General features: G+C 47.3%; 17 protein-coding genes and 1 pseudogene. 10 read left to right on the plus strand and 8 right to left on the minus strand.

Features of this window, described 5'->3' with window-relative positions:
* Positions 1–49: 49 nt before the first annotated feature.
* Positions 50–1,228 carry an MFS transporter gene (locus tag AC6I8U_RS03185; RefSeq protein ID WP_498017735.1) on the minus strand — a complete coding sequence of 393 codons (1,179 nt, stop codon included), beginning with the start codon at positions 1,226–1,228 and terminating at the stop codon, positions 50–52.
* Positions 1,229–1,564: 336 nt separating this feature from the next.
* Between AC6I8U_RS03185 and prfC the strand changes: the two genes are divergently transcribed.
* A complete protein-coding gene (gene prfC / locus AC6I8U_RS03190) occupies positions 1,565–3,154 on the plus strand; it encodes a peptide chain release factor 3 (protein ID WP_234495260.1) in 1,590 nt (529 codons plus the stop codon).
* A gap of 99 nt (positions 3,155–3,253) precedes the next feature.
* On the opposite strand, the gene AC6I8U_RS03195 is transcribed toward prfC, so the two are convergent.
* From AC6I8U_RS03195 to AC6I8U_RS03215, 5 genes are all read right to left on the minus strand, one after another.
* Positions 3,254–4,636: an IS4 family transposase gene (locus AC6I8U_RS03195; protein ID WP_498017736.1), complete on the minus strand. Its 1,383-nt coding sequence runs from the start codon at positions 4,634–4,636 to the stop codon at positions 3,254–3,256.
* A gap of 251 nt (positions 4,637–4,887) precedes the next feature.
* A complete protein-coding gene (locus AC6I8U_RS03200; RefSeq protein WP_234495261.1) occupies positions 4,888–5,853 on the minus strand; it encodes an ABC transporter permease in 966 nt (321 codons plus the stop codon).
* Positions 5,854–5,855: 2 nt separating this feature from the next.
* The gene (locus AC6I8U_RS03205) at positions 5,856–6,986 is read right to left on the minus strand and encodes an ABC transporter permease (RefSeq protein WP_498017737.1); all 1,131 of its coding nucleotides are present in this window, start codon (positions 6,984–6,986) and stop codon (positions 5,856–5,858) included.
* On the minus strand, positions 6,983–8,560 hold the full coding sequence (locus tag AC6I8U_RS03210; protein ID WP_498017738.1) for an ABC transporter ATP-binding protein: 1,578 nt from the start codon (positions 8,558–8,560) through the stop codon (positions 6,983–6,985). Before AC6I8U_RS03210 ends, AC6I8U_RS03205 begins: the two co-directional genes overlap by 4 nt.
* Positions 8,561–8,675: 115 nt before the next feature.
* Positions 8,676–9,671: a BMP family lipoprotein gene (locus AC6I8U_RS03215; protein WP_197058735.1), complete on the minus strand. Its 996-nt coding sequence runs from the start codon at positions 9,669–9,671 to the stop codon at positions 8,676–8,678.
* A 314-nt stretch (positions 9,672–9,985) separates the two neighbouring features.
* On the opposite strand from AC6I8U_RS03215, the gene AC6I8U_RS03220 reads away from it, so the two are divergent.
* The 7 genes from AC6I8U_RS03220 (at position 9,986) to deoD (ending at position 17,102) form a co-directional block, all read left to right on the plus strand.
* On the plus strand, positions 9,986–10,111 hold the full coding sequence (locus AC6I8U_RS03220) for a DUF5363 family protein (protein WP_128648315.1): 126 nt from the start codon (positions 9,986–9,988) through the stop codon (positions 10,109–10,111).
* Complete coding sequence (locus tag AC6I8U_RS03225; RefSeq protein WP_498017739.1) at positions 10,101–10,892, plus strand: TatD family hydrolase; 792 nt, start codon at positions 10,101–10,103, stop codon at positions 10,890–10,892. Before AC6I8U_RS03220 ends, AC6I8U_RS03225 begins: the two co-directional genes overlap by 11 nt.
* A 186-nt stretch (positions 10,893–11,078) precedes the next feature.
* The gene (locus tag AC6I8U_RS03230) at positions 11,079–12,344 is read left to right on the plus strand and encodes a NupC/NupG family nucleoside CNT transporter (protein WP_234495266.1); all 1,266 of its coding nucleotides are present in this window, start codon (positions 11,079–11,081) and stop codon (positions 12,342–12,344) included.
* Positions 12,345–12,807: 463 nt separating this feature from the next.
* Positions 12,808–13,584: a deoxyribose-phosphate aldolase gene (gene deoC / locus AC6I8U_RS03235; RefSeq protein WP_042473619.1), complete on the plus strand. Its 777-nt coding sequence runs from the start codon at positions 12,808–12,810 to the stop codon at positions 13,582–13,584.
* Between the two features lie 138 nt (positions 13,585–13,722).
* Positions 13,723–15,057 (plus strand): thymidine phosphorylase, encoded by a 1,335-nt coding sequence (deoA, locus tag AC6I8U_RS03240; RefSeq protein WP_128648298.1) that lies wholly within the window; start codon positions 13,723–13,725, stop codon positions 15,055–15,057.
* 15 nt (positions 15,058–15,072) lie between these two features.
* Positions 15,073–16,293, plus strand: a complete 1,221-nt coding sequence (locus AC6I8U_RS03245; protein WP_128648299.1) for a phosphopentomutase — start codon at positions 15,073–15,075, stop codon at positions 16,291–16,293.
* Between the two features lie 89 nt (positions 16,294–16,382).
* Entirely contained in the window at positions 16,383–17,102 is a 720-nt protein-coding gene (gene deoD / locus AC6I8U_RS03250; RefSeq protein ID WP_042473625.1) for a purine-nucleoside phosphorylase, read from the plus strand.
* Between the two features lie 91 nt (positions 17,103–17,193).
* Here deoD and AC6I8U_RS03255 read toward each other — a convergent pair whose 3' ends face one another.
* Positions 17,194–17,796 (minus strand): YtjB family periplasmic protein, encoded by a 603-nt coding sequence (locus tag AC6I8U_RS03255; RefSeq protein WP_042473628.1) that lies wholly within the window; start codon positions 17,794–17,796, stop codon positions 17,194–17,196.
* A 108-nt stretch (positions 17,797–17,904) separates the two neighbouring features.
* Between AC6I8U_RS03255 and serB the strand changes: the two genes are divergently transcribed.
* On the plus strand, positions 17,905–18,873 hold the full coding sequence (serB, locus tag AC6I8U_RS03260) for a phosphoserine phosphatase (RefSeq protein WP_234495269.1): 969 nt from the start codon (positions 17,905–17,907) through the stop codon (positions 18,871–18,873).
* A 67-nt stretch (positions 18,874–18,940) separates the two neighbouring features.
* Here serB and AC6I8U_RS03265 read toward each other — a convergent pair.
* Positions 18,941–21,285 (minus strand): annotated as a pseudogene (locus AC6I8U_RS03265) (PilZ domain-containing protein).
* 259 nt (positions 21,286–21,544) lie between these two features.
* Between AC6I8U_RS03265 and radA the strand changes: the two are divergent.
* Positions 21,545–22,924 carry a DNA repair protein RadA gene (gene radA / locus AC6I8U_RS03270; RefSeq protein WP_498017740.1) on the plus strand — a complete coding sequence of 460 codons (1,380 nt, stop codon included), beginning with the start codon at positions 21,545–21,547 and terminating at the stop codon, positions 22,922–22,924.
* The last annotated feature ends 81 nt before the right edge of the window (positions 22,925–23,005 follow it).

A 23,005-nucleotide genomic window follows, 5' to 3' on the forward strand; every position in this document is an offset into this window, starting at 1 on the left:
ATAAAACAAAGGCTGGAGTCATCCAGCCTTTGTTCGTTAATGTGAGTAATTACTTACGTTTAAACAACAGAGTAGCGAATGCTAACATCAAGGTCACAACGATACTTGCCGCACAATAATCCACAACCGAAACAAAACCTCCAGCGTCGATGAGCTGACCTGCAATGTAAGTACCTACTCCGAAGCCAATCGCCATCGCAAACATCAAAATGCCCTGGGTCAAAGCTGGAGAGCTTGGGCTGAGCTCTTCTGCGATCGCTGGAATGACCATATCAAACCAAGAGATCGCTTGCATGAGTAGTACTATCAACAAGATAGGAACAAGGCTTGGAATATTGGTGCCTATTGCTAACCACAGACCAATAGAGGTTACTGCATAGCAAGCCAATGACACCATCCAGATGATATAAGGGCTGCTTTTCTCTGCGAGGCGACCAGCTGGCTCAAGGAGTGCCATGGTTAATACCGCGGAGCCAGCGAGACCAAACGCAGAGTGTCCAAGGTCGACGTTAAACACCTCTTTGATGATGATAGGCCCAGTTTCCATTAAGTTACTGGCGGTAAACATGGAAATGAACACGGTTGCCAAGAACATCACAAATGCGATGGCGGTGCGCTTGTTGCTTTTCTTCGTCAGTGATTCATCGTCGCTTTGCTGTTCAGCCTCAGGCACTTGTACTTTTGGTGGCGGTGCAATAAAGACAGTAACAATAGAAACACAGACCAATGCCATCAGCATCAGCAGTTTTTGTTCACTAGTCCAACCTAATAGGCTCACCACGCCGAGGAGCGAACCTGCAATCACCACGCCCAAAAACTGGAACTGAAACAGGCGACTTAGCCCACGCGCTTGCTCGTTCTCTGGCAGAGAATTTAGAACAAACGTTGGGTTCAGTACCAACTGAGAGACGGTACCAATACCGATGGTCAGACCGACTAGCAGGTAGGTGCAGGTTTCAGTTTGTGCAAAGTAGAGCAGTATCAGCGAAAGTAGGTGTGAGAACAGCGCCACTTTTTGCATCTGGCGGTGGATGCCATATTTATCGGCGAGCCAACCAATGAGCGGTGCACTGATACCAAACAGGCCAATCAGAGACATCACGCTACCCATAAGAGAGCCGCTGCCTGTGCGTTCGATAATTAGCGGTGTCAGCATCAGGGCAATGCCCGCCCACTGAACCACACCGTTTGACATCTGTGCGATGTACCAAGGTTTAAAAGTTTTCATGGAGTGTTCCCCAAATTAAAGACCCTAAGGTCAAAACGAAATGAAATTGCGATAGGTAAAAGCACAGGAAAATGCTCTTATTTATCGAAACTTGGTTTACGGCAAAAAGTATATGGGAGGCGATTTGCGTTGAGCAGTGTGTAACCCGTTGTTACTTCAAGGGAGGAAGTAAGTTACTGAGCGTGTGAGACGTGAGTTATTGGCTTGGGGAAACTAGTGATTGAGAATCGAAGCCAGATCGGTGAAAATAGCGCCCATTATTTTTTCGACGCCTTCGAGTAGTGGTTGAGCCAATACTCTCAAACGCTATTCTACAAACCAAGAAGATCGAGATTCATGTCAAATCCTCAATTTCAGCAAGAAGTTTCTAAGCGCAGAACTTTTGCGATCATCTCTCACCCGGATGCGGGTAAAACCACCATTACTGAAAAAGTACTGTTATTCGGAAACGCGATTCAGAAAGCAGGCACAGTAAAAGGCCGTGGCAGTGCACAGCACGCGAAATCGGACTGGATGGAAATGGAAAAAGAGCGTGGTATCTCGGTAACAACCTCCGTGATGCAGTTCCCATACAACGACTGCTTGGTTAACCTTCTTGATACCCCAGGACACGAAGACTTCTCGGAAGATACCTATCGTACACTGACGGCGGTTGACTCTTGCTTGATGGTTATCGATGCTGCTAAAGGTGTCGAGGATCGTACTCGTAAACTGATGGAAGTTACCCGTCTTCGCGATACGCCTATCGTTACCTTCATGAACAAACTTGACCGTGACGTTCGTGACCCAATGGAAGTATTGGATGAAGTAGAGAGCGAATTGGGCATGATGTGTGCGCCAATCTCTTGGCCAATTGGTTGTGGTAAAGAGTTTAAGGGCGTGTATCACATCCACCGTGACGAAACGATTCTTTATGAATCTGGCCACGGTCATGAAATCCAAGAAGTACGCATCATCAAAGGTCTTGATAACCCAGATCTTGATGAAGCTGTCGGCGCTGATCTTGCGGAAAGCGTGCGTGAAGAGCTTGAGCTAGTGATGGGCGCATGCCCTGAGTTTGAACTTGAGTCATTCCTAAAAGGTGAACTGACGCCAGTTTACTTCGGTACCGCACTTGGTAACTTCGGTGTTGACCATATGCTAGATGGTCTAACAAAATGGGCACCAGCACCGCAAACACGTCAAGCGAACGAGCGTGACGTTGAAGCAACAGAAGACAAGTTCTCTGGTTTCGTGTTCAAGATCCAAGCAAACATGGACCCTAAACACCGAGACCGTATTGCCTTCATGCGTATCGTATCGGGTACCTACAAGCAAGGTATGAAGATGAACCACGTTCGTACTGGTAAAAACGTCAGCATCTCTGACGCAGTAACCTTTATGGCGGGTGACCGTGCGCGCGCTGAAAATGCGTACGCAGGTGATATCATCGGTCTTCACAACCACGGTACTATCCAGATTGGTGACACCTTCACTCAAGGTGAATCACTGAAGTTCTCTGGTATTCCAAACTTCGCACCAGAACTGTTCCGTCGCATCCGTCTAAAAGATCCATTGAAGCAGAAGCAGCTACTGAAAGGTCTGGTTCAGCTATCTGAAGAGGGTGCTGTACAGGTATTCCGTCCACTGCAAAACAACGATCTGATCGTTGGTGCGGTTGGTGTACTCCAGTTTGACGTGGTTGTTGCGCGTCTGAAGTCTGAGTACAACGTTGAAGCGATCTACGAGAGCGTTAACGTTGCAACAGCACGCTGGATTGAGTGTGACGACGATAAGAAGCTCGAAGAGTTCAAGCGCAAGAACCAAACCAACCTAGCGTTGGATGGTGGCGACAACCTAAGCTACGTTGCACCGACTATGGTGAACCTAAACCTAGCGCAAGAACGTTTCCCAGATATTAAGTTCCGTGCGACGCGTGAGCACTAATGCTGGTTGATTGAATGGGAAAGCCGCTCGGGAGAGCGGCTTTTTTTGTTTTTGGTAGGGTTATTGAAGAGCCTACCCCCTCTAACTCCTGTCTCTTGATCACAAGTCTGGATCAAGAGACTTTGCTAGATCATACCCCTCAACAATATCTTGCAGTCTAAACCAACCTTCCCAGAGTCGTTCCCATCCAACTCGGCCAGTTCGCTTAGTGTCATGCCAGTTGGCCAGTTTCCCCAGATTGAGGTATGCCCAGTGTAAGTGTGGTGGCTTCTTTGGGAGACGTTTTTTCTCTCTTTTTAACCAAAGTAATTTCCAAGCCTTGGGGCTTAGTATCTGTTCGCAACTCACTTTCTTAGCTCTATCTTTTTCTAAACCCAAGTATCGAAGTTGCTGAATTCGGCATGCTATAAAGCTAAGTAAAACAATCATTTTCTCTAGATTGGCTCTGCTTTGCATACGTAGGTTTTCAACTTGAGTTCCTCCTGTCTTCCACGACTTATGGAAGTCTTCAATTAACCAGCGTCGCTCGTAATATTCTAGGATGGTGATGGCTTGTTTTTTGGTTCTCACAGGTTCAGAAGTCAGAATATGCCAGCACAACCCCTTGCTATTACCTTGTTCAATGCAACTTACGTAATTAAGTTGAACCGGCTCTCCCTTCTTGGTCGATGGAACTTTGAGCGTCACAGGTGCGTAGCGAATATCACATATCGCTTCTCGTGCTTTTCGCCCACCTCTCTGCATCACTGGAACCGTTCGCTCACCTGCACTTTTAAGCGAAGAACCGAAAGAGTAGAGTTTATCGTCTGACTCCTCTATACAACGAGCCTGCATGGAGCGAACAATAAATCTCTGATTATTTTCTGTTTTATACGTCAGGTACTCATACAGATCTGCTTCTCTATCACATACAGAAATGACGTGCTCCATTGTATCGCCCAGTCGTTCTGCTACTTTGCGAGAGGCTTGTTCCCATTTATAGCTTTCTTTCTCTTTATATGGACGCTTGGGCTGCGTTTCACTTTTTCCTTTCTCAGCTATATTTCGGGTCCAGCGGTACTGTTCAATCAAACCCACAACATGGTGTTGCTTAGGAGAAAAAAGCAACACTGAGTGAGCTTGAAAACCTTTCGATTTCTCGTAACGAGTCGTGTGCCCTAGCTCTTTGGATACAGTTTTGTGGGTAAAGCTTAACGAGGTTGTGTCTTCAAGGGCAAGCAATGCCCCTAAGCCTTTCGCAGACTCAGCAGTTGCAGAGAACCCCGCTTCTGCAATGTCGTCTGCTTTGATATCTTCGTTTCGAATGAACCGATAAGCGGCTTCAATATCGGCTGGATTGGAGAGAGATTGCAACACAGATTTACCTATATGGCTGGCTATTGAGCTCGCAAGAGAAACAAGTCGACGGGTACGTCGTGGGTCACCAAGCTGAGCATCATTAAAAGTGGCTTTGGCCCATTTTGCAGTATCTGTGATGAACATGTCGATATCCGTGTTGTTTTAGATATCGTTTAGATCGCAGTTAAATCAATAAGTTTAATAAAATAGCGCAAGGATTAACTTGCGCTATTTGTGTATGAAAGACAGCTCTAACTCCCCCTTATAAAGGGGGAGAACTACAGGCTAGCTCCTATCGTCGCATCGCCGTTTTTTTGTAAGGCGATGCGTAGCGAGCCAGTAGTTCCTCCCCTTAATAAGGGGAGGCTAGGAGGGGTAAAAACGCGAAGCGTTTTCTACTCTCGCTCCTTAGTATAGGGCACCCCAATCGCCTTAGGCGCCACCGCCTTACCAATAAACCCGGCCAACAAGAACACCGTCAACACATACGGAATCGCCTCAATCGCCTGAACAGGAATTGGGAAGTCGCCAATCGATACACCCTGCATACGAATCGCCAATGCATCCAAGAAGCCAAACAGCAAACATGCACCCATTGCTGTAAACGGACGCCACTTACCAAAGATAAGCGCTGCCAGAGCCATATAGCCCTTACCTGCACTCATGTTAGGAATGAACTGCGCCGTTTGTGCCACCGACAAGTAAACGCCGCCGATACCAACTAACACGCCACAAATAGCGACCGCAGCATAACGCATACGAACCACTGAGATGCCTGCGGTATCTACGGCTGATGGCGATTCACCCACAGCGCGCAGACGAAGTCCAAAGCGCGTCTTAAACAGTAGGTACCAACAGGCTGGGACGATGAAGACTACCATGTACACCAGAATCGAGTGGCCACTGATAAGCTCTGAATAAAGCAGACCAAGCACAGGCACATCCGCTACCGCATCAGCGCCCGGGAAGGTGATAGGCGCAAATCGCGCATCGCCCGATAGTGCTGGTGTTTGACCGCCTTGTTGGAACCAGTGACGACCAAGCGTAATGGTGAGGCCTGCCGCGAGGATATTGATTGCCATACCACTGACCACCTGATCGCCGCGGTGGGTGATCGAGGCAAAACCGTGGAGTAGGGCAAGTAATACCGACACGCCAACACCTGCAAATAGACCGAGCCAAGCGGAGCCGGTGACATGTGCTGTCGCAGCACCCGCAAATGCAGCTGCCAGAAGCTTGCCTTCTAGGGCAATATTAACGATACCCGAGCGTTCACAAAACATACCGGCAAGCGAGGCAAGGATAAGCGGGGTTGCCACACGTAGCGTGGCATCAAGCATGAGAATAATCGTTTCAAACATAATCAAGCGACTCCTTTCTCTGCTTGTTGCTCAGTTTGTTTCTTGCCGAACAGTTTGAGGTAGGTTCTCTCTAGAGAAGGGCGGAACATGTGCTCAAGAGCGCCAGAGAATAGAATCACCAAGCCTTGCAGTACCACAACGATGTTTCGGTCAACACCATACTCAAAGCTCAGCTCCGCGCCGCCTTGGTATAGGAAACCGAATAATAAGCTTGCCAGTAATACACCCACTGGGTGGTTACGACCCATCAGTGCAACGGCGATACCAGTAAAGCCAAAGCCTTCAACGAAGTTCAGCTTGATCTGGTGCAGCTCACCTTGAAGTACGTTCAGACCAAAGAAGCCCGCCAGCATGCCCGAGATAAGCATGGTCAAGATGATGATCTTCACATACTTGATGCCTGCGTAGTTGGCTGCTGAAGGGTTAGAGCCCACAGAGCGGATCTCGTAGCCCCAGCGTGAGTGCCACATCAGTAGCCACACAAACACACAGCACAAAAGAGCAAAGATAAAGCTGAGGTTCATTGGGCTTGGTGCCATTTCAATCCCAACGACCGCGAGGATCTCATGCATCTTTGGTAGCCAACTTGAAGCCGCAAAGACCCGGCTTTCTGTTGCCATGGTGGTTTCTGGCTTGAGGATATCGACCAACAAGTACGCCATCAAAGAAGAGGCGATAAAGTTAAACATGATGGTGGTGATAACAATGTGTGAGCCGCGCTTGGCTTGTAGGTAAGCTGGGATAAATGCCCACGCTGCGCCAAATAGGCCGCCGACAACAATTGCTACCGGAAACACAAAGTACCAAGGCGCATATTCGCCTAAGGTGAGACAGATAAGCCCCACACCGAGGCCGCCAATGTAGGCCTGACCTTCGCCACCGATGTTAAACAGACCCGCGTGAAACGCGACGGCGACAGCAAGTCCGGTAAAGATAAAGCCTGTGGCGTAATACATGGTGTAGCCAAAGCCTTCGGCGTAACCAAAGGCACCCGTCCACATCACTTTTGCAGCATCAATCGGATTGATGTCGATATACATAAACAGCAGGGCAGACACTAGGAATGCCACCAGCACGTTAATCGCTGGTAGCAGAGCCACGGTTACCCAAGCTGGAACTTTTGCTTGGCTCATGCACTTTCTCCTTGTGGCTGATTGGCCGCTGCCGATTTAAGGTGGTCAGGCATGATGTTTGCCATCATCAGACCTAAGGTTTTCTCATCGGCATCTTTGATTGACACTTCGCCGACAATCGCGCCATCGAACACGACAAGAATGCGATCAGAGAGGCTCAGAATTTCATCAAGCTCTACCGAGACTAAAAGCACGGCTTTATTGGCATCACGCGCTGCGATGATCTGCTGGTGGATGTACTCAATGGCACCGATATCAACCCCACGAGTCGGCTGTCCGACTAAAAGCACATCCGGGTTTTGTTCCATTTCACGGGCAATTACCAGTTTTTGCTGGTTACCACCGGAGAAATTAGCGGTTTTTAAGGTAGTGTCGTTGGGGCGCACATCCCACTTATCCATGCTGGCCTGACAGCTCTCTTTTATGGCCTGCTTGTCTTGCAGAAGACCCTTGTTGTATTGCGGTAGGTGATGGTAGCCAAGGATATAGGCTTCTTGTGCTTCGAACTTGTTGATAAGCCCTTGCTTGTGGCGATCCTCGGGAATATGACCCACGCCAATCGCGCGAACCTGCTGCGGATCGAGCAAGGTGTGCTTATCGATGTGGCTGCCGTTGATGTCAATGCTGCCCGAATAAGGCTGGATGATGCCGGATAGCAGCGCGAGGATCTCGGATTGCCCATTGCCAGATACGCCGGCAATACCGACCACTTCACCTTGGCGCACGCCAAAGCTCACGCTTTTCACGCGCTCGACACCTGCGTCATCAAAGTACTGTAAGTTATCGACTTTAATCAGCTCTTTCTTCGGATTGGCCTCTGACTTATCGACTTTAAGACGAACTTTGCGTCCTACCATCAGCTCAGCCAATTGCTCTTTATTGGTGTCAGCGGTCACTACATGTTCCACCATCGCCCCTTGGCGCATAACGGAGATGTTATCGGTGATCGCCAATACTTCACGCAGTTTGTGCGTGATGATCATAATGGTGGTGCCTTGCTGACGAAGTTTGTCGAGGATCTTAAATAGGTGATCCGCTTCTTGAGGTGTCAGCACGCCCGTTGGCTCATCGAGGATCAAGATCTTCGCACCGCGATAGAGCGCTTTTAAGATCTCCACGCGCTGCTGAAGACCTACCGGAAGCTCGCCAACTATGGCGTCTAAAGGGACTTCCAAGCCATAATCTTCGGCGAGTGCTTTGAGTTTCTTCTTCGCTTTGCCAAGGCTTTCTTGTAGCTTCCATCCATCTTCAGCGCCGAGAACAATGTTCTCGAGTACGGTAAAAGTCTCCACCAACATAAAGTGTTGGTGCACCATGCCTATGCCTGCCTTGATCGCTTCTTGAGAGTTCGCCGGCTTATAACGTTCGCCATTGACGGTCATCTCGCCTGCATCTGCGTGGTAAAAACCGTAAATAATACTCATAAGAGTGGACTTGCCTGCACCATTTTCACCAATGATGCCGTGAATCGTGCCTTGTGGAACTTTCAGGTCGATATACTTGTTGGCGTGCACCGCGCCAAATCGCTTATCGATCTGCTTGAGTTCGATGGCAATAGATTGTCCATGTGTCACTAGATACTGCCTTATAATTATACGCCGCTGTTTTTAGGCAGCGGCGTTGTTATGTTTAAACCTAGGTTGCTGATAAATATACATAATCTAGGTTTTCATTCTGAGTGTAATGCGTTTAGATGTTACACGTGTTGTCTGACATGTAGTCGTGAACGGCGATCTTGCCTGAAACGATGTCAGCTTTGAGGCCATCTAGGTACTCTTTCATTTCTGGTGTGATAAGGTCTTTGTTGTAGTCATCGTATGCCCACTCAACTGCACCTTCTTTAAGACCTAGCACCTTGATGCCTGCTTCCCAGTTACCTTGCTCTGCTTCTTCCCACGTGTTGTAAGCGGCAACGCCTACTTTCTTAACCATTGACGTCAGCATAGTGCCTGGTTGTAGGTGGTTTTGGTTTGAGTCAACACCGATAGCGAAGTTGCCCGCATCTTTCGCTGCTTGGTAAACACCCATACCTGTGCCGCCTGCTGCTGCGTAGATAACGTCCGCGCCTTTAGAGAACTGTGATTTCGCAAGCTCAGAGCCTTTTGCTGGATCAGCAAACGCTGCTGGTGTAGAGCCAGTCATGTTTTGGAAGGTTTCGATTTGTGGGTTTGCGTATTTCGCACCTTGGCGGTAGCCACACTCAAACTTACGAATTAGCGGAATGTCCATGCCACCTACGAAGCCAACCTTCGCGGTTTTCGATGCTTTAGCGGCAAGTGCGCCGACTAGGAATGAACCTTCATGCTCTTTAAATACAATAGATTGCACGTTTGGTTTATCAACCACCATGTCGATGATCGTGAATTGAATGTCTGGGAATTCAGTGGCAACCTTTTCTACCGCTGAAGCCATGTTGAAGCCAACAGCAACGATTGGTGTGAATCCACGGCTCGCTAGACGGCGCAGACCTTGTTCGCGCTGTGCCTCATTCTGTGGTTCAAATTCACGTACTTTAATGCCTTTATCTGCATTGAAGACTTTTACACCATTTTGGAACACGGCTTCGTTGAATGATTTGTCGAATTTACCGGCTGTATCGTAAACCACTGCTGGTTTTGCTGCGAATGCACCAAATGAAGTAACTGCCACTGCGAGTGCAGACATTTTTAGAATAGTTTTTTTCACGATCAATTCCCTTATAGTGTCGAATGATGGGGCATCATTGACGATTCGATAGGCTAGGCGTATCCAAAATAATTTGCCTAGAAAGTAGTCGTTTGTAAAAACATGATCTGGCCAGCCACAAGCAAACCGAACAGTTTACAAACAATGCGTGTCATTTTATCGTTTGCTTGTGCAAAAAAAACGCTTTGCATGGCAGCATTGAGGTATAAGTCACAACTTAGTGATAAAACTCTAACTATTGCAGCTATCCTTTGTATAGCGAGGCGCAACGCGCTAAATACTGCAATCGATTACACCTTTTTTTGGGATTCATCATGTTGAAGTTAATGAAGAAATGGCTAAAGAAGTATGACGAATGGTGTGCCTCTCTCGGTCTCACTCCAGAGAACAAACGCAGCTGCGTTCCATACAAAAAAGAGCCCAACCGCGATGATAGATAGTCACTGTCATCTCGATCTGCTTGCTGATAAAAAAGAGCTCCAACAGGTACTTCTCGATGCCAAGAGTGCTGGTGTGCAGAAAATTGTTGTCCCTGGGATCAATGAAGCGAACTGGGATCGAATTAGAAAGCTCTCGACAGACTACGACCAGATCCATTATGCATTAGGTTTTCATCCGCAGTTTTTAGATGGCGTTACGAAAAGCAGTCTCGAGCGACTCGCTCAACGGGTTGAGGAACAGGTTCCAGAAAAATGTGTGGCGATTGGCGAGTGCGGGCTCGACTTTTATCACGGTCGTGAAGGTGAAGCCTTTCAAAAGCAGGTTCTAGAAGCTCAGATAACGTTAGCCAACCACTGCAAGTTGCCAGTATTACTCCATTGTCGAAAGGCTCATCAAGACCTTGTGGTATTGCTCAAGCAAACTCAACCGAAATATGGCGGAGTTGTACATGGCTTTAGTGGCAGTCTGCAACAAGCGATGGACTTCGTAAAACTGGGTTTAAAAATTGGCGTAGGCGGTGTCATTACCTACGAAAGAGCAAAGAAAACACGCGCGACGATAGCGGCTTTGCCTTTGGAAAGTTTGTTAATAGAAACAGACGCTCCTGATATGCCATTAAGTGGTTATCAGGGCAGTCCTAATGAGCCCAAAATGATAAGTTTGGTGCTATCTTCTTTAATTGAGTTGAGAAATGAATCCGAGCAAACGGTTGCCTCACAATTGGATGTCAATAGCAAATCTACGTTTAATTTTTGTGATTTAAATTCGCTTAAATTGTGAATTCGAAAACGTTTGCAGAGTCTATTTGTGATGTTGATCACAAATCTCAGTGTATCTCCCATGTGTTCAGAACGAAAGTGTGAGGGGGGTACTACTTTCTTTTCTGTGGGTTTGTATAATCGCCCCCGCTTTTGAGCTTCAATTTTTGTTACACGCCAAATTTATTATATAAGGAAGTCATAAACTATGAGCCTGTTTATGAGCCTGGTTGGTATGGTAGTGCTTATTGCAATCGCAGTACTACTATCGGATAACCGCAAAGCTATTAATATCAGAACTGTGGCTGGCGCATTTGCTATCCAATTTGCACTAGGTGCATTCGTTCTTTACGTACCTTGGGGTCAAGAGATCCTACGTAGCTTCTCTGACGCTGTATCTAGCGTGATTAACTACGGTAACGACGGTACGTCATTCCTATTCGGTGGTCTTGTTTCTGACAAGATGTTTGAAGTATTCGGCGGCGGCGGTTTCATCTTCGCTTTCCGTGTACTACCTACACTAATCTTTTTCTCTGCGCTAATTTCTGTACTTTACTACCTAGGTGTAATGCAGTGGGTTATCAAGATTCTTGGTGGCGGTCTGCAAAAAGCGCTAGGTACATCTCGTGCGGAATCTATGTCAGCGGCAGCTAACATTTTCGTAGGTCAAACCGAAGCACCTCTAGTTGTACGTCCTTTCGTACCTAAGATGACTCAATCTGAGCTATTCGCTGTAATGTGTGGTGGTCTAGCTTCTATCGCTGGTGGTGTACTTGCAGGTTACGCTTCTATGGGCGTGCCAATCGAGTACCTAGTAGCAGCATCTTTCATGGCAGCACCTGGTGGTCTTCTATTCGCTAAGATCATCAAGCCAGAAACAGACGAGCCAGTAGAACAACTACACAGCATGCAAGCTGAAGGTGAAGACAAGCCAGCTAACGTTATCGACGCAGCAGCGGGCGGTGCATCTGCAGGTCTTCAACTAGCACTGAACGTAGGTGCAATGCTAATCGCATTCATCGGTCTTATCGCTCTAGTTAACGGTATGCTTGGTGGCATCGGTGGCTGGGTTGGTATGCCTGAGCTACGTCTAGAAATGATTCTAGGTTGGATCTTCTCACCACTTGCATTCCTACTAGGTGTGCCATGGTCTGAAGCGACAATCGCTGGTGAGTTCATCGGTATGAAGACGGTTGCGAACGAATTCGTAGCATACGCGAACTTCGCACCATACCTAGGTGAAGCAGCTCCAGTTGTTCTTTCTGAGAAAACTAAAGCAATCATCTCATTCGCTCTATGTGGTTTTGCGAACCTGTCTTCTATCGCAATCCTACTAGGTGGTCTGGGTAGCCTTGCACCTAAGCGTCGCGGTGATATCGCTCGCATGGGTGTGAAAGCAGTAATCGCAGGTACGCTATCTAACTTGATGGCAGCAACGATCGCTGGTTTCTGTCTAAGCCTTGCTGGCATGTAATTGCTCGCGTTAAGGTAATTAGTATATAGACGCCGTATTAAATCGCCCCGTAGCAAGAAATTGCTGCGGGGCTTTTTTGGTTTTTGGGGGCCAGAAAACCTCAATAGTCCTTTTGGGATAAGGGATGAATGATGGACAACGGAACTTTTTTGAGATACAAACCGTTTGCGTTTTAATCGGTACTACCGTTTTTGAGATCACTCCTATACTGTATAGGCTACTCAGTAACTCATCGTGTGTTTAAGGTAATGACACAGACAATTGATGAGTTATTCAGCCAGAGCCAGTTCTCACCACAGATAGGAATCAGGTGATCTAAACGAGCAGGTACTGTGCGGTGACAGGGATAGCAATTGGTGAGGCAGCGAGTTTGCCGAGCCGAGTCTTCAAGGAACCAAGTCCGTTCATTTATTGCTGACGTGTTTGTCAGGTAATTAATTGAATATATTGACCGGAGATAGAAATGAGCGATTTAAAATCAGCAGCTCTACGTGCACTAAAACTTATGGATCTAACCACGCTAAATGACGACGACACTAACGAGAAAGTGATCGCACTATGTCATGACGCGAAAACGGCTGTGGGTAACACAGCTGCGATCTGTATTTACCCTCGCTTTATTCCTATTGCTAAGAAAACCCTTCGTGAGCAAGGTACACCAGATGTACGTATCGCGACGGTAACCAACTTCCCACACGGTAACGACGACATTGAAATCGCAGTAGCAGAAACCAAGGCTGCAGTTGCTTACGGCGCAGATGAAGTAGACGTGGTGTTCCCATACCGCGCACTTATCGCTGGCAACGAAGAAGTAGGTTTCGAGCTAGTGAAACAGTGTAAAGAAGCGTGTGGCGATATTCTTCTGAAAGTTATTATCGAAACCGGTGAGCTAAAAGAAGAAGCACTTATCAAGAAAGCATCAGAAATCTGTATCAAAGCAGGTGCTGACTTCATTAAAACCTCTACAGGTAAAGTGCCAGTCAACGCGACTCCAGAGTACGCTCGCATGATGCTAGAAGTGATTCGCGATATGGGCGTTGCTAAAACCGTTGGTTTCAAACCTGCTGGTGGCGTGCGTACTGCGGAAGACGCGGCTGCTTACCTAGCAATGGCAGACGAAATCCTAGGCGCAGACTGGGCAGACAACATGCACTACCGCTTTGGTGCATCAAGCTTACTGACCAACCTACTGAATACATTAGAAGTAACTGACGAGACGGCGGATCCAAGCGCGTACTAAGTTACTTTGCGGGATTTGAGTTCCGTGGAAGGTTAACCCCTCCTAGCCTCCCCTTATAAAGGGGAGGGACTACCCACACGCCCGCAACTTCTACCCTACACTTATTCTGTACTTCAGCACTTCGCTGTGGAGGCACTAATGTATTTACCTCAAGAGATAATTCGTAAAAAACGCGACGGTCATGAACTGAGCGCGGAAGAGATCAACTTCTTCATTCAAGGTGTGGCGAAAGACACGGTATCGGAAGGTCAAATTGCAGCATTTGCGATGACCATCTTCTTCAATGAAATGACCATGCCAGAGCGCATTGCGCTGACTTGTGCCATGCGTGATTCTGGCATGGTTATCGACTGGAGCCATATGAATTTTGGCGGTCCGATTGTCGATAAGCACTCAACCGGTGGCGTGGGGGATGTTACCTCACTAATGCTTGGTCCAATGATTGCGGCTTGTGGTGGCTTCGTTCCTATGATTTCAGGTCGTGGTCTTGGCCATACAGGCGGCACATTGGATAAGCTTGAAGCTATCCCAGGCTACAACATCACCCCGACCAATGAGGTATTTGGTGAAGTAACGAAAGAGGCGGGTGTAGCCATCATCGGTCAAACCGGCGATCTCGCACCAGCTGATAAGCGCGTTTACGCGACACGTGACATTACGGCGACGGTAGACAATATTTCGTTAATCACGGCTTCTATTTTGTCGAAGAAGTTGGCTGCGGGCCTAGAATCTCTAGTGATGGACGTAAAAGTCGGCTCTGGTGCCTTTATGCCAACGTACGAAGCGTCAGAAGAGCTTGCAAACTCAATTGTTGCAGTGGCGAACGGCGCGGGTACAAACACGACGGCGATCCTTACTGATATGAACCAAGTACTGGCATCCTCAGCGGGCAATGCGGTGGAAGTGCGTGAGGCCGTACAGTTCTTGACTGGTGAATACCGTAACCCTCGCTTGTACGAAGTGACGATGGCTCTGTGCAGCGAGATGTTGGTACTTGGTAAGCTGGCAAGCGATACCGAGCAAGCGGAAGCCATGCTTAATGAGGTACTCAATAACGGCAAAGCCGCTGAGTGCTTTGGCAAGATGGTGAAAGGTTTAGGTGGCCCAGCAGACTTTGTTGCTAACTACGATAATTACCTAGAGAAGGCAGAGATCGTTAAGCCAGTGTTTGCTGATGTTGACGGTATTGTCTCAGCGATGGACACACGTGCGATTGGCATGGCTGTCGTTGGTATGGGCGGTGGACGTCGCGTAGCAACAGATACTATCGATTATGCGGTTGGATTCGATCAATTCATCAAGCTTGGTGAAAAGGCAAGTGCAGACAAGCCACTTGCTGTTATCCATGCTCGCAATGAAGCGCAGTGGCAAGAAGCCGCAGACGCGCTGAAAGCCGCCATCACCGTTGGTGATACAGTTTATACAGAAACTCCTTGTGTATACCGCCATATTCGTGCGGAAGATCTAGCATAAGGGTGGAGAGAAGTTATGAAACGTGCATTTATTTTAGTTCTAGATTCTTTCGGTATTGGCGCAACAGCGGATGCCGATAAGTTTGGTGATGTGGGCTCAGATACCATGGGTCATATTGCTGAGCAGTGTGCGAAAGGTCTGGCAGACAACGAACAACGTAGCGGTGAGTTGAAGTTGCCAAACCTATCCAAGTTAGGCTTGGCTATGGCCCATAAAGAGTCAACGGGCGCACTTGCAGCTGGTTTGCGTGATGACGTCGAGGTCATTGGTGCTTACGGCCACGCTGCTGAACTGTCTTCGGGTAAAGATACACCATCTGGCCACTGGGAAATTGCCGGTGTACCAGTATTGTTTGATTGGGGTTACTTCACAGACAAAGAGAACAGCTTCCCTAAAGAGCTAACAGATCGCATTTTAGAGCGTGCAGGTATTGACGGCTTCCTTGGTAACTGCCATGCCTCTGGTACTCAGGTTTTGGATGATCTTGGTGAAGAGCATATGAAGACAGGGCAACCTATCTTCTATACCTCTGCGGACTCGGTATTCCAGATTGCATGTCACGAAGAGACATTTGGCTTAGAACGCTTACTTGAGCTTTGTCAGATCGCTCGTGAAGAGCTTGAAGACTACAACATCGGTCGTGTTATCGCTCGTCCATTTATTGGTCCTGGCAAAGGTCAATTTGAGCGTACTGGTAACCGTCGCGACCTTTCTGTCGAACCGCCAGCACCAACTGTGCTGTCTAAACTGGTTGATGAAAAGCAAGGCCAGGTCGTGTCGATCGGTAAGATTGCTGACATCTATGCGAACTGTGGCATCACCAAGAAAGTGAAGGCGACAGGCATTCCAGCTCTGTTTGAAGCAACCAAAGAGCAGATCAAAGAAGCGGGTGATAACACGATTGTTTTCACTAACTTCGTCGATTTTGATTCAGCGTACGGTCACCGCCGCGATGTTGCCGGTTATGCTGCGGCGCTGGAATACTTTGATTCTCGTATTCACGAAGTGATCGAGTTAATGCAAGAAGACGACGTGCTTATTCTGACGGCAGACCACGGCTGTGATCCAACATGGCAAGGTACCGACCACACTCGCGAGCATATCCCGGTCATCGTCTATGGTGAGAAAGTACCTGCAGGTTCTTTGGGGCTACGTGAAAGCTTCGCTGATATTGGTCAAAGTCTTGCGAGCTACTTTGGTACATCCTCAATGGACTACGGAAAGAACTTCCTGTAATGACAGTAAGTTAAGAGCAAATTAGCTTGCTCTTAACTCGTTTAAACCACTTTTCAGAATTGATAACGAACAACGTAAAGGAAATAACAATGGCGACTCCTCACATTAACGCGGAAATGGGTGATTTTGCTGACGTAGTATTGATGCCAGGTGATCCACTTCGCGCAAAATACATTGCTGACACATTCTTGGATGACGCAGTACAAGTATGTGATGTTCGTAACATGTATGGCTACACAGGGACCTACAAAGGTCGTCGTATCTCTGTGATGGGCCATGGCATGGGTATCCCTTCATGCTCAATTTACGTGACAGAGCTGATTAAAGACTTTGGTGTTAAGAAGATTATTCGTGTTGGTAGCTGCGGTGCAGTGAACGAAGACATTAAAGTACGTGACGTAGTGATCGGCATGGGTGCGTGTACTGACTCAAAAGTAAACCGTATTCGCTTTAAAGATCATGACTTTGCAGCCATCGCTGACTACCACATGGTGAAGAATGCTGAAGAAGCGGCAAAAGCACGTGGCATCAATGTGAAAGTGGGTAACCTTTTCTCAGCTGAGCTGTTCTATACACCGGATCCAGAAATGTTCGATGTTATGGACAAGTACGGCATTGTTGGTGTTGAGATGGAAGCAGCGGGTATCTACGGCGTTGCAGCAGAATACGGTGCGAAAGCGCTGGCGATCTGTACTGTTTCTGACCACATCAAAACGGGAGAGCAAACCACTTCAGACGAGCGTGCAACAACGTTCAATGAAATGATGGAAATTGCACTGGACTCAGTACTTCTGGGTGACGCTGAATAAGCACGTTTTCTAAGATAGTTTAAGGCCTCGCATTTGCGAGGCCTTTTTGTATTCTATTGTTGCTTAAGATATCTAGGGTTGGTTAAAAAATCTAGGGCTGCTTAAGAAGAAGGTTTTCGCCTTTGTCTTTCGATTGCCGTCTAAGCAGAACCATTAGCAAGATGCCGCACAAGAAGCTCATCAGGATCATCATATACATAAAGCGGTCACTTTTTCTGTAGTGGTGATCTGAAATCGCCGTTACTTTACCGGTTTCAAAGGTAATACGAACAAAGCCAATAATCGTATTGTCGTTAATGATAGGCTCGACCAGTTGCTGGCGTCCGATACTGGCAGTCGATAGTGGGGTATCGAGCCCCAATACCTCACGAACCGTCTGAGCATTGTTGCTCGACGCAACTTTGACCCCTTCAGAATCATAAACCGTCGCATCCAGAACCAGGCGTTCTTTGGACAGCTGATTCGTCAGTGCACCGAGACGCTCTTGGTCTTGGTCTATAAGCATCTGCCTTGCCGACTTTGAGGCTTGCGAGATAAGTACTTTTGATAGCACTTCTAATTGGTTAGCTTGAATGCGCTCGTTTCCCTTGCTGATCAGTACGCTGTTACTGGTAATAAAAAACACCATCGCCGCGATCAAGCACAAGGCAACCAAACGCAAAAAATTCCTAAACGAAAACAGTGAACCGTCCATAAAAGTGCAAAAGTACTAAGAAATTACTGATTGGTTCATATTGATGCTTGCACAACCAAATTGCAATAGGGTAACGTTTCGGGAGCTCACTTGAAGGAAGGATTAGCCATGGATGCTATTAAACCGCTTGCGATCAGTAAGCGTATCCCACTAAAACAAAGATTTCCGGAGACATTGCTCTCTCACTCGCTAGAGAAGCGCGCTGCTACCTGGATTGTCTACGCACCCACTTTATACACTGAACTGTTCAATGATTTGGACTTCTATGTTGGCGAGACCACTCGAATCCTAGATATCTGGCAAGTTGGTCAATACGAGGTCGCTTTGATGGAAGGTAACCTTACCCCAGACCATATTCGTATTCTTGATGAACTGAACGTAGATTATGCAAGGCTTTGCGATGTTCCTGATCTTAACAAGCCAGGTGTTATTGTGCTCGATATGGACTCAACCGCGATTCAGATAGAGTGTATTGACGAGATTGCTAAGCTGGCTGGCGTTGGTGAGCAAGTGTCAGAGGTCACTGAGCGAGCGATGCAGGGTGAACTCGATTTTGAGCAAAGCCTTCGCCAACGTGTTGCTGCATTAAAAGATGCTGACGAATCTATTTTAAGTGAAGTGCGTGAATCTTTGCCTTTGATGCCAGAGCTTCGCGAGATGATTAAAACACTGCAAAGCTATGGCTGGAAAACCGCTATTGCGTCAGGCGGCTTTACCTACTTCTCTGATCACTTAAAAGAGATGCTCGACCTAGATTTTGCACAATCCAACACATTAGCAATCAAAGATGGCAAGCTATTGGGAGAGGTCGTTGGAGAGGTGGTTTCTGCGCAAACCAAAGCGGACATTCTGCTTGAGCTTGCCGAAGAGTACGATGTGGAGCCGCACAATACGATCGCTGTGGGAGATGGTGCGAACGACCTAGTGATGATGAAGGCTGCGGGTCTTGGCATTGCGTACCATGCAAAACCTAAAGTTGAGGCGCAGGCTCAAGTTGCTATTCGACATGCTGGATTGGGTGGTATCGTTTGTATCTTGTCAGGTCTGCTTGCAAGACAGAAGAAAATTGGCTGGTAGTTGATAGCTAGTGATTTCAAAAAAAGCCCTCGTAGGTTAACCTGCGAGGGCTTTTTAGTTGGCGCAATTAATGGTTCATCTCAAGCCGTATCAGCACTTCTTCAGTAATGTCCACGAGCTCGCAGTATCCAATGATAGAGGTCATTTCGTTTTCTAGGTTGCGTGCATGGCTTAAGCTCAACGACAGCAGCTCGTTGATGTCTTTTTCATGAGCGTAGTCAATGCGTCATAAACAGGTCCAGAAGAGACTCTCAGAATGTACAGCTCACCCATGCTAAGGGCATCTTTAATGAACTTAATTCGCTGCTGGGTAGACTCGAAATCATCGCGAACCTTAGTGTGAATCGATTGGATTCTATCGCCGAGTTTAAGGACGCCAATATAGAGCTCACAGGCAATAGGTTTGGCACCTGGTTTACGTTTGAGAGGTTCGGCCAACAACGAATTACTTCTGCCTTTAAAGATGGGCTCAAGCGCGAGCTTTTGGTCGTGCCCAATGCGTTCAAAAAACTGCAAGTAGCCTGGCAGTGGAAAATTGACACCCACTGAGCGGCATTTGACTGAGGTACCGCGTTTATCGACATAAACGGGCGTAGAGACCATTTTTCCAAGTAACACGTTGTGCAGTGCCTCAAGCAGTGAGGTGCTTGGTAAGATTTCTTGCTGAGCGACTAACTTGTCTTGGTTGTTCTCTATAATGCCTCTAAAGAAGGCGATTGTTTTGACCGTCTTTCCAGATTCAACAATAGAGAGGTGCACCGTTTTTCTGTCTGCGGACATGCGAACGATTTCGTACGGTACCTGGTTCAATGGAATTCGGTCGTTGTAACGTTTGAGCTCCAAATAGTCCACGTTTATAACCGAACCTGAGGGTATAGCTAAAGGCTCACTGAGTGTAATGCTTGCGCCATGCTTGGAAAGATCGACAGTTTTTCCTTGAATACGTTTATTTTCAGCTGTGCTTATCGTTAACGGAGTCGAGAATTGGTACCTTGGTTCTTTACGACGGGATTTGGCATCAAAGTACAGACCTCTGGGTTGGCTCTTGACGCTCCGTGGGTGCCTAAACTGGTTTAAGCTGTTGGTAGGTAGTCGTGGTTTCTCGGTAAATAGATAATCACTTGCTGACCTCTCATCACCGATCTCTTGCAGGATCCCAAAGTGTGTAAGTTTCTCGTCATGGCCGACGAGTTCACTGTATTGTTTAGATATCGTCAGCATATCATCAGCAGACAGTTCAAATACAGATAGCCTGAATGCTCTCCAGCTAGCTCTTCTTCCTCCCACGTGCCAGAACAGTTGTCGTTCTTGGCGATCTGCTTCAGGCATCATCATGGAATAGAAAAGTTTCATTCCATTGTGTTCATGAGTGAAGGTATAAAGAACGTTGCTACACCCTTTTATACCCGCTTTAACCAATAGCTCCATGCGCTGACTAGAGAAAAGTGATGCGAGCGACTGCTGGTTGCGTTCATCATGCCAATAGCGCCAGATATCCTGATTATTTTCGGTGAGCAAGGCGACTTTGAGGTCGTTGCCACTGAAAAAAAGCGGCAGGTTACAAGCGTGTTTCAGATAAGTATGTTCAAATCCTCTAGTTCGTGCACGCGTGATAAGATCTTGATTGTCGTGGCGAACCTTTTTTGACTCAGTATTAAGCATCTTGTCGACGACGAGCTCAACCGCATTGGTTCGTGTTAACCTAAGAGTACGAAGGTACTTTACAGGAGAGATGCCATGCAAACCGTCTACGCCAAGTACTCGGTATTCAATAGGCTCTGTTATTTCTTTTAGTTGGCTAGTTTCTGCTAATTCGTCGAATGTAACGGAAATGACTTGCCCTAAGTCGTAATCAAAGGTACCTGGAACTTTAAACTTGGCTCCAGAGCTAGATAGGTCGACACTAAGGCCAATAACAGTTTCCCCGTTTTCGAGCGTGATGGAAACTTGTGACTCTACCTTTAACCGGCACTCTTTACGTTTTAGGTCATAACCCAGGTTAATCGGCGCAGCTGCATAAGGGCTTCGAGGATCGGTTAAATCACCTCTATTGGCATTGCGTTGCTCGTCACCCAAATTACTCAGGGTTTTCTTATCAACCAGCAACTCCCACACACCTTCAGTGTAGCCACCATATTTGCGAGTGAGCTTGTGGTACGAGTTAAATGCACGGTCATCTAACCAATGAGCTAGACCGTCGAGTTGATATTGGTGGCAATTAGTAGAAACTCGGCCACGAAGATCAATACGCTTATGGCAAGGCGCCATTAGACGGTTGAGTTCCATCTTAACTAGTAATTTAGTCGATGGTGACTCTCCCTCGGTCACTTGGTTTAGTACTTGGTCGAAGTCCTCAGCGTGGTAAGCTGAAATTAAACGCTCGGCAATGGAAAGTATTTCTGTTTGCTGCATGAGTTTTGTTAAAGTGTTCCTTTTGATGATGAGATTCATCAGAATTAAGTACAGCGTAATGTCTTATATATCGGCAGTCATGCCGAAAACCTGAATGATATGTATCGGAAAGATAAGGTATTGTCTCACTTTATTCTTGGGGCATTGTCGCGTATTGACAATACTTTTCATTGGTTTCACACCAAAACTAATAGATTAGTCAATAAATAAATGCAACTTAGTGCATTGTAACGCTAGAGTAAGTAGGTTAGTTCAAATTATGGCAAAAGCGAAAAGAGCTTACGTTTGTAATGATTGCGGAGCAGATTTTCCCCGTTGGCAAGGTCAATGCAACGCATGTGGCAGTTGGAACACGATCAGTGAAGTCCGTCTGGCTGCATCACCTCAAGTTGCTCGCAACGAGAGACTGACAGGTTATGCTGGTGGAGCGACGGAGTCGACAATCCAAACTCTCTCTGAGATTGATCTGCAAGAAGTGCCACGATTTACCAGTGGCTTCAAAGAACTGGACCGAGTGTTGGGAGGTGGCGTTGTACCTGGCGCGGCCATCCTCATCGGTGGTAACCCTGGTGCAGGTAAATCAACATTGCTACTGCAAGCTATGTGTTGGTTGTCCTCTCAGATGCCTACTTTATACGTCACTGGCGAAGAATCTCTGCAGCAAGTCGCCATGCGCGCTTCTCGCTTAGGGTTGCCGAAAGAGCATCTCAAGATGCTTTCTGAAACCAACGTGGATCGTATTTGCCAAATCGCTGAAAAAGAGCAGCCAAAGCTGATGGTTATCGACTCTATTCAGGTAATGCATGTTGCTGATGTCCAGTCATCACCAGGCAGTGTGGCGCAGGTACGCGAATCAGCGACGGCACTAACTCGTTACGCTAAGCAAAACAATGTAGCGATATTCATCGTTGGTCATGTGACTAAAGATGGTACCTTGGCAGGTCCAAAGGTGCTGGAACATATCATCGACTGCTCAGTACTACTTGATGGTGGTACGGATAGCCGCTTTAGAACACTTCGAAGCCACAAGAACCGCTTCGGCGCGGTAAATGAACTTGGCGTATTTGCGATGACGGGGCAGGGGTTAAAAGAAGTCAGTAACCCATCGGCGATTTTCCTCTCTCGTGGCGAGGAAGAAACATCGGGCAGTTCAGTCATGGTCGTGTGGGAGGGGACTCGTCCGCTCCTCGTTGAGATCCAGGCTCTCGTTGACTACAGTCAACTGGCGAACCCGCGCCGCGTCGCGGTAGGTCTTGAGCAAAATCGTCTGTCGCTTCTTTTGGCTGTGCTGCACAAACATGGTGGCTTGCAGATGGCGGACCAAGATGTATTTGTCAACGTCGTGGGTGGCGTCAAAGTTACCGAGACCAGCGCAGACCTTGCTTTGGTTATGGCATTGCTTTCAAGCTTTCGCGACCGTCCGCTACCGAAAGATGTGGTTGTGTTTGGTGAGGTGGGACTTGCTGGCGAGATTCGCCCAGTACCAAGTGGCCAAGAGCGATTAATGGAAGCGTTCAAGCATGGCTTTAAAAAAGCAATTGTCCCGGCGGCCAATATGCCGAAAGGCGGCATTGAAGGCATGCAAATCCACAGCGTGAAGAAGCTTTCAGAAGCGATTTCAGCATTTGATGAACTTTAATGGTGGCTTTTGCTCAATTTCAGGTAGAATACCGCCAACAAAAGTACGATTTTGCGAAATGACATCGAAAAATCACCAAGA

This window comes from Vibrio sp. KUL80, assembly GCF_059725495.1.

Excerpts from the sequence above, each read along its gene's own strand:
- serB (WP_234495269.1), top strand. The coding sequence starts at position 17,905 with ATGGATGCTATTAAACCGCTTGCGATCAGTAAGCGTATCCCACTAAAA.
- AC6I8U_RS03245 (WP_128648299.1), top strand. The coding sequence starts at position 15,073 with ATGAAACGTGCATTTATTTTAGTTCTAGATTCTTTCGGTATTGGCGCA.
- AC6I8U_RS03230 (WP_234495266.1), top strand. The coding sequence starts at position 11,079 with ATGAGCCTGTTTATGAGCCTGGTTGGTATGGTAGTGCTTATTGCAATC.
- prfC (WP_234495260.1), top strand. The coding sequence starts at position 1,565 with ATGTCAAATCCTCAATTTCAGCAAGAAGTTTCTAAGCGCAGAACTTTT.
- deoC (WP_042473619.1), top strand. The coding sequence starts at position 12,808 with ATGAGCGATTTAAAATCAGCAGCTCTACGTGCACTAAAACTTATGGAT.
- AC6I8U_RS03200 (WP_234495261.1), bottom strand. The coding sequence starts at position 5,853 with ATGTTTGAAACGATTATTCTCATGCTTGATGCCACGCTACGTGTGGCA.
- AC6I8U_RS03195 (WP_498017736.1), bottom strand. The coding sequence starts at position 4,636 with ATGTTCATCACAGATACTGCAAAATGGGCCAAAGCCACTTTTAATGAT.
- AC6I8U_RS03225 (WP_498017739.1), top strand. The coding sequence starts at position 10,101 with ATGATAGATAGTCACTGTCATCTCGATCTGCTTGCTGATAAAAAAGAG.
- AC6I8U_RS03205 (WP_498017737.1), bottom strand. The coding sequence starts at position 6,986 with ATGAGCCAAGCAAAAGTTCCAGCTTGGGTAACCGTGGCTCTGCTACCA.
- deoD (WP_042473625.1), top strand. The coding sequence starts at position 16,383 with ATGGCGACTCCTCACATTAACGCGGAAATGGGTGATTTTGCTGACGTA.
- AC6I8U_RS03220 (WP_128648315.1), top strand. The coding sequence starts at position 9,986 with ATGTTGAAGTTAATGAAGAAATGGCTAAAGAAGTATGACGAATGGTGT.
- AC6I8U_RS03185 (WP_498017735.1), bottom strand. The coding sequence starts at position 1,228 with ATGAAAACTTTTAAACCTTGGTACATCGCACAGATGTCAAACGGTGTG.
- AC6I8U_RS03255 (WP_042473628.1), bottom strand. The coding sequence starts at position 17,796 with ATGGACGGTTCACTGTTTTCGTTTAGGAATTTTTTGCGTTTGGTTGCC.
- radA (WP_498017740.1), top strand. The coding sequence starts at position 21,545 with ATGGCAAAAGCGAAAAGAGCTTACGTTTGTAATGATTGCGGAGCAGAT.
- deoA (WP_128648298.1), top strand. The coding sequence starts at position 13,723 with ATGTATTTACCTCAAGAGATAATTCGTAAAAAACGCGACGGTCATGAA.